Source organism: Candidatus Solincola tengchongensis, from assembly GCF_015711935.1.
Lineage (GTDB): Bacteria > Actinomycetota > Geothermincolia > Geothermincolales > RBG-13-55-18 > Solincola_A > Solincola_A tengchongensis.
Genome location: NZ_JACVJJ010000057.1, coordinates 1 through 5,576 on the forward strand (window position 1 = coordinate 1; position 5,576 = coordinate 5,576).

Consider the following 5,576-nt stretch of genomic DNA (forward strand, 5'->3'; position numbering starts at 1 on the left):
GCCCCCCAGGTCTCCATGAGCACCCGCCGGTAGGGCTTCTGCTGGTAGCTGGAGCGGACCATGAAGACCTGCAGCTCCAGGCCGAAGAAGCTGCAGCCCATGGCCAGGGCGCTCCCCCACTGCCCGGCTCCCGTCTCGGTGGTGAGCTTGCGCACTCCCTCCTTCTTGTTGTAATAGGCCTGGGCCACGGCGGTGTTGGGCTTGTGGCTCCCCGCCGGGCTTACCCCCTCGTTCTTGTAGTAGATGCGGGCCGGCGTCTGGAGGTGCTTCTCCAGCCGGGTGGCCCGGATGAAGGGAGTGGGCCGCCAGATGCGGTAGACGTCCAGTACCTCACCCGGTATGTCGATGTAGCGTTCTTGGCTCACCTCTTGCTCGATGAGGCCCATGGGGAAAAGGGGCGCCAGGTCATCCGGGCCGACCGGTTGTTTGGTGGCCGGGTGCAGAGGCGGCTCAAGGGGTTTGGGGAGGTCCGGCAGCACGTTGTACCAGGCCTCCGGGATGTCCTTCTCGCCTAGATGGATTATCTTGGGTTGCTCTTTCATCTTCCCTCCTCCTAACCTACCACGCTGAAACGTTGCCGATACGCCCAGACCGTCCAGGGTTATCCCTTCACCTTCCTTCCTCCTCCTGTGAAAGCACTTCAAGAGGCCCATCCCCGCCACTTCGGCCCTCGACCGGCACATGTACCCACAGCGTCCTATCCTATATAAAAGGGCCACGGAGTTCCTCTCTCCGTGGCCCTGATGCCTGTCCCGTAATTCAACGCGCGCTCGGCGGGCAGGCACCGCCACGGTGCGCCCGCCACCACCAGGCAAAGCTCCTTTTCTCCCTCTTCAAGCCTTTTTCCAACATTGAAAACATCCTTCCCACCGGATGACGGTAAAAATTATCTTTTTTAAGGCCTTCATTGTCAACTGCGAAAGAGGCCGCTCTTTCGTCCTGTGTGCCTCTCTTGCCTTGCCAGGATGCTGGTGCCATCCCTCAACTCTTTTCAAGCCCTGAAGTACCTGCCGCGAAGATACGGCATCAACCGTTCGAGGCAGCGGCTTCCGGTTCCCATAAGGTCATGTAGAAACATGAAAAGAAAGTGTCCGTTATGAACAGCTCTTTTACGGGTCAACGAATCGATCTCCGTCCAGGCCTGCTCCGTGAGGTTCTCAGTGAGCTCGAGGGCTGCCTCTTCCGATTCAATCTGGTACTCTTGCATGGGGTGCTCCTTTCGCTAAGGCAGCCTTCTTTTCTGAAAGGAAAGCATCCCGCCTGAATTTCAGCATGATATTTTACGTGACCTCAGCAAGATGTTTTACGCGACCTATTCTTTGGTGTAGTTCTTTCTTTTTACGCAACGGGCCGCGCGAACCGGCTTGCCCTAAAGGGATGGAGCAGCCGTGCGCAATGACCCGCCGTTACTTCCCAAAAACGCGCAGAGCGGGATCACCGCGGTCCCCTTGGCCGCTCGTCCGCTTGAAAAGCTCGCCTTTCTCGCACCTCTGGACGGCTCGAACCAGCTCGCTTCCCTCAGCAACGAGACATGCCGGCCTCGTGATGCCGGACGACGGTTCCTCTCAACACCAATCCTCGCCGCCGCGAAGGAGTTCGGTTATAAAATTGGCTGGGTGTTTACATCCGACAACGGACACGACCACCGCGGCCTTGATCTCCATTCGGAGAAGGCCCGCATGGAATCGGGAGGGACACATCGCCTGAGTCAGGGGTATTTCGGGAGAAGCGAAAGAGAAACGCGTCGAGCCGGAAGGGGGTGTCGAGTTGGGTCACGATGGGGAAGCCGGGGAAAGGCAGGCGGTTTACGTCATGGTCGAAGCGGTGGAAAGCGTGCCCTGCGAGGGGTGTATCAGGACTACGAGGAGGGAGCTGCTCCGAGGCGAGCATCTGTCGATCGACCAGCTGACCATCATGGGGCAAGGCGAGGCGGAGGATTACGGCCCGAGCCCGACAGGAAGATTATGGTACATCGTGGAAGGGGAGGCCGACCTGCGGGAAAAGGCAGAGGGTCCACCGGTGTCCATGGGCTCTCTGATCGTCGTCCCCGCGGGTTTTCACTGGGGTCCGGAACTCTATATCCTCTCCGACCGGCTGACCGTCCTGGACATCGCGCCTCGGGCACGGAACCGGGAGACGGGGCTTTCCCCGGCCGAACCCGCATCCGTCGTCCGCGTCGTGAGGCCCGAGGACGTCCCGCCTTACCGTCCCGCGGGTCATCTCGAGACCACCAACAGGTGCCTGTACATCGATGAAGCGGTTGAGGTCATAGAGGGTACCATAGAGGCCGGGGGAGGTGCCCAGAGGCACTTTCACCGGGATCACGAACAGGTGCTTTACATCCTGGAAACCCCCAGTCCCATGCTGATATATTACCCTACCGTCCCGCGGGTCATTTCGAGACCACCAACAGGTGCCTGTACATCGATGAAGCGGTTGAGGTCATAGAGGGTACCATAGAGGCCGGGGGAGGTGCCCAGAGGCACTTTCACCGGGATTACGAACAGGTGCTTTACATCCTGGAAACCCCCAGTCCCATGCTGATATATTACCCGAAGGGCACCCCTCACGGAACGCCGGGCGGGGTCTCCTCACGCCTCAAGCTCCTGGTTATATATTCCCCGCCCCTGGGGGAATCCCAAAACGCGTTGAAGGAATGACGGCGTCCGTCGTGATCATGGGAGGAGGAGAAGTTGATACCGCTGCACGAGAAACTGTTCCGGGCCGCGGAGAAGTTCGGACAGCGGAGATGCGTCATCAGCGGGAGCGGGGAGGTGACCTTCGAGCGGTTCGCCGACCGCGTGGAGCGCCTGGCCGGGGCGCTGCAGTCCCTGGGGCTGAAAAAGGGGGACAGGATATCCATACTCGCGCACAATCGCATGGACTACCTGGCCTGCCACTTCGCCACTTCCATGATCGGCTCGATTCTTCACGTGATGAACACGCGTCATGTGGTCCCCGAATGGTCCTGGGCCATGAACGATGCCGAGACAAGCGCGCTGATAGTGGACGGGGAACACGCAGGCGCGATCCCCGAGTTGCGGAAGAGGTGTCCGAGCCTCCGGTTCGTGGTGGGAATAGGCCAGGCTGAGGGAGCGGATTTTACCACCGATCAACTGGTCGAAGGGGAAAAGCGCGTCCGGAACGTTCCCCGCGCCCTTCCCCAGGACCCCGTCCTTTTGATCTACACCAGCGGGACGACGGGACGGCCCAAGGGATGCCTCCAGACCCAGGAAGGCTCGAGCACCGTGGACGATCTCACCGCCGAGGTGATGCAGGTCACCGAGGAGGACGTCTACATGGCCATCATGCCCTATTTCCACCAAGCGGGGATGATAAGGTCCCGGGCCACCATGAACAAAGGAGGGGCCAACGTGGTCCCCGAAGCGCTGAAAATCGAGGACATAGCGCAGCTCATGGCGGAGAAGAAGGTGACCATCACCATGCTGGTATCCGCTCAACAGGGTCTGGTGCTCTTCGACAAGGCGGTGAACCAGGGGCTGGACTTCTCCCCCCTGCGCCTCATAATAAGCGGCGGCGGCATGGGCCGTAAGACGATGCTCGCGCTCAAGGTCCTGTGCGACACTTTGAAATGCGATTTCATGGGAATATACGGACAGACCGAATGCACGGGTCCGGTGACGGTGGTGAGCGGCGAGGTGGCCTTCGAGAACCCGGACACCTGCGGAAAACCCATGAGGGGAATCGACCTGGAGATATGGGACGAGAACAACAACCCCCTTCCCCCGGGCTCGGTGGGGGAGATAATGGTGCGCTCCAGGATGACCACCCGTTACTGGAAGAACCCGGAAGCCAACGAGGCCCTGTACACGGGGGAATGGCTGCACACCGGAGACCTGGGGAAGCTGGACGAGGAAGGGTACCTTTACTTCGTGGACCGCAAGAAGGACCTCATCAAGACGGGAGGGGAGAACGTCTACCCCCAGGAGGTGGAAACCGTCCTCAACCAGCATCCAAGGATCGCCGACGTGGCGGTCATAGGTCTGCCCGACCCCCAGTGGGGCGAGGCGGTGACGGCGGCGGTCGTCTCCGCGGACGGCGGGGAGCTTTCCCTGGATGAAGTGAGGTCCTTCTGCAGGGGGAAGATAGCCGGGTACAAGATCCCCAAGAGGGTGGTGATGGTGGAGAGCATACCCAGGAACGAGACCGGAAAGGTGGTGAAGCGCAAGCTCAGGGAACTCTTCCTGGAGAAGGAAGGCTGAGGCGTGATTCGGGATATAATCCCTCGCTTCCGAGGCCGTTGGGGGAATACTCGCGCCACCCCTCCATGCCCACACCCCGCACCGCCACGGTGCCCAACTGTCCCACGCGGACTAGCGCATTAGGGGCCGAGGCGTCAAGAGCTTAAGGCGTATGTTCATCTCCCCCGCCTTATGCCCAGTATCTCGCGCGCTTCCGAGGGGGAAGCCACCTCCCGCCCCGCTTCCCTGACTATCTTCACCAGGGCCTCGACGAGCCTTCCGTTGTCTTGAGCGCGTTCGCCGCCGGGGAGATAAAAGGTGTCCTCCAGGCCGGTCCTGACATTTCCTCCCAGCTCGGCCGCTCGGCGGTGGACTTCCCATATCCTGTCCCGCCCCGGGCCGGTGGCGATGGTCTGCCACACGGCGTCGACCGGCATCTCGTCCACCAGTATGGGCAGGAGGTCGGCCCTCGCCGGCATACCGCTCTCCACCCCCATCACCAGGGATATGTGGGGAGGCCCCTCGAACATGCCGTTGCGCCTGAACATCTCCACGCAACGGACCATCCCGGTGTCGAAGCACTCAAACTCGGGCACGATGTCGTTCTCCCGCATCACCTCGAGGAACTTCCTTATCTTCTCCACCGGGTTGTCGAAGAGTATGGGCGGCCAGGCCCAAGAGCCGTCCTTACGAATCTTGAGATAGTTCAGCGAACCGGCGTTGAGGGCCGCCATCTCCGGCTTGAACGCCTCCAGACAGGCCACGGGTCCGGATATGTCGCCGCCGACGACACCGGTGCTCATGTTGATGATCATCTCGGGCACGCGCTCCCTTATGGCCGAGATGATCTCCCCCACCGTCCGAAGATCCCAGGTGGGGAACCCCCAGGAGCGCCTGTCCGAGGACCGAAAATGGCAGTGCACCACCGATGCCCCGGCATTGTAGGCCTGCTCCGCGGCCTCGGCCATCTCCTGCGGCGTGACCGGCACACGGAACTGGCCCGCGCCGGTGAGCACGCCGGTGATCGCCGCGCTGATCACTATCTTGTCGTGAAAGCCCATGCTCTACCTCCGTAAGAGTCCGCCCGAACGACCGTGGACGAGCTTGTCCATATCCTCATGGCAACCCCACAAACGCTTTCACTTCCCCTTGAACACCGGGTCGCGTTTCTGCAGGAAGGCGGTTATCCCCTCTACGGCGTCTTCCGTCGACGCCACCTCCACCAGTTTTTGGGAAAGGAAGTCGACCGCCCGCTCGAAGGGCATGTCCATGACGGCATAGAAAGCCTCCTTCCCCAGCCTCAAACCTATGGGGCTCCTGGAGACCAGGGTCTTGAGGACCTCGCCGACCTCCCGGTCCAGGGATTCGGAAGGC

6 protein-coding genes are annotated in these 5,576 nt (G+C 61.0%); 2 read left to right on the plus strand and 4 right to left on the minus strand.

Annotation, left to right across the window (positions count from 1 at the left end; genetic code table 11):
* Together H7007_RS05090 and H7007_RS05095 are read right to left on the minus strand one after the other, a co-directional pair.
* Positions 1-542: pyridoxal-phosphate dependent enzyme (locus H7007_RS05090; protein WP_287153597.1), on the minus strand; the 542-nt coding region annotated here is incomplete at its 3' end.
* A gap of 449 nt (positions 543-991) precedes the next feature.
* A complete protein-coding gene (locus H7007_RS05095) occupies positions 992-1,207 on the minus strand; it encodes a hypothetical protein (RefSeq protein WP_287153599.1) in 216 nt (71 codons plus the stop codon).
* A 560-nt stretch (positions 1,208-1,767) separates the two neighbouring features.
* Between H7007_RS05095 and H7007_RS05100 the strand changes: the two genes are divergently transcribed.
* Complete coding sequence (locus H7007_RS05100; protein ID WP_287153601.1) at positions 1,768-2,448, plus strand: hypothetical protein; 681 nt, start codon at positions 1,768-1,770, stop codon at positions 2,446-2,448.
* 245 nt (positions 2,449-2,693) lie between these two features.
* Positions 2,694-4,223, plus strand: a complete 1,530-nt coding sequence (locus H7007_RS05105; protein WP_287153602.1) for a class I adenylate-forming enzyme family protein — start codon at positions 2,694-2,696, stop codon at positions 4,221-4,223.
* A gap of 155 nt (positions 4,224-4,378) precedes the next feature.
* Here H7007_RS05105 and H7007_RS05110 read toward each other — a convergent pair whose 3' ends face one another.
* On the minus strand, positions 4,379-5,263 hold the full coding sequence (locus tag H7007_RS05110; RefSeq protein ID WP_287153603.1) for a beta-keto acid cleavage family enzyme: 885 nt from the start codon (positions 5,261-5,263) through the stop codon (positions 4,379-4,381).
* 78 nt (positions 5,264-5,341) lie between these two features.
* Positions 5,342-5,576: enoyl-CoA hydratase-related protein (locus H7007_RS05115; protein ID WP_350340619.1), on the minus strand; the 235-nt coding region annotated here is incomplete at its 5' end.

Bases quoted from the DNA above. Each gene is read 5' to 3' on its own strand.
- H7007_RS05095 (WP_287153599.1), bottom strand. From the start codon at position 1,207: ATGCAAGAGTACCAGATTGAATCGGAAGAGGCAGCCCTCGAGCTCACT.
- H7007_RS05110 (WP_287153603.1), bottom strand. From the start codon at position 5,263: ATGGGCTTTCACGACAAGATAGTGATCAGCGCGGCGATCACCGGCGTG.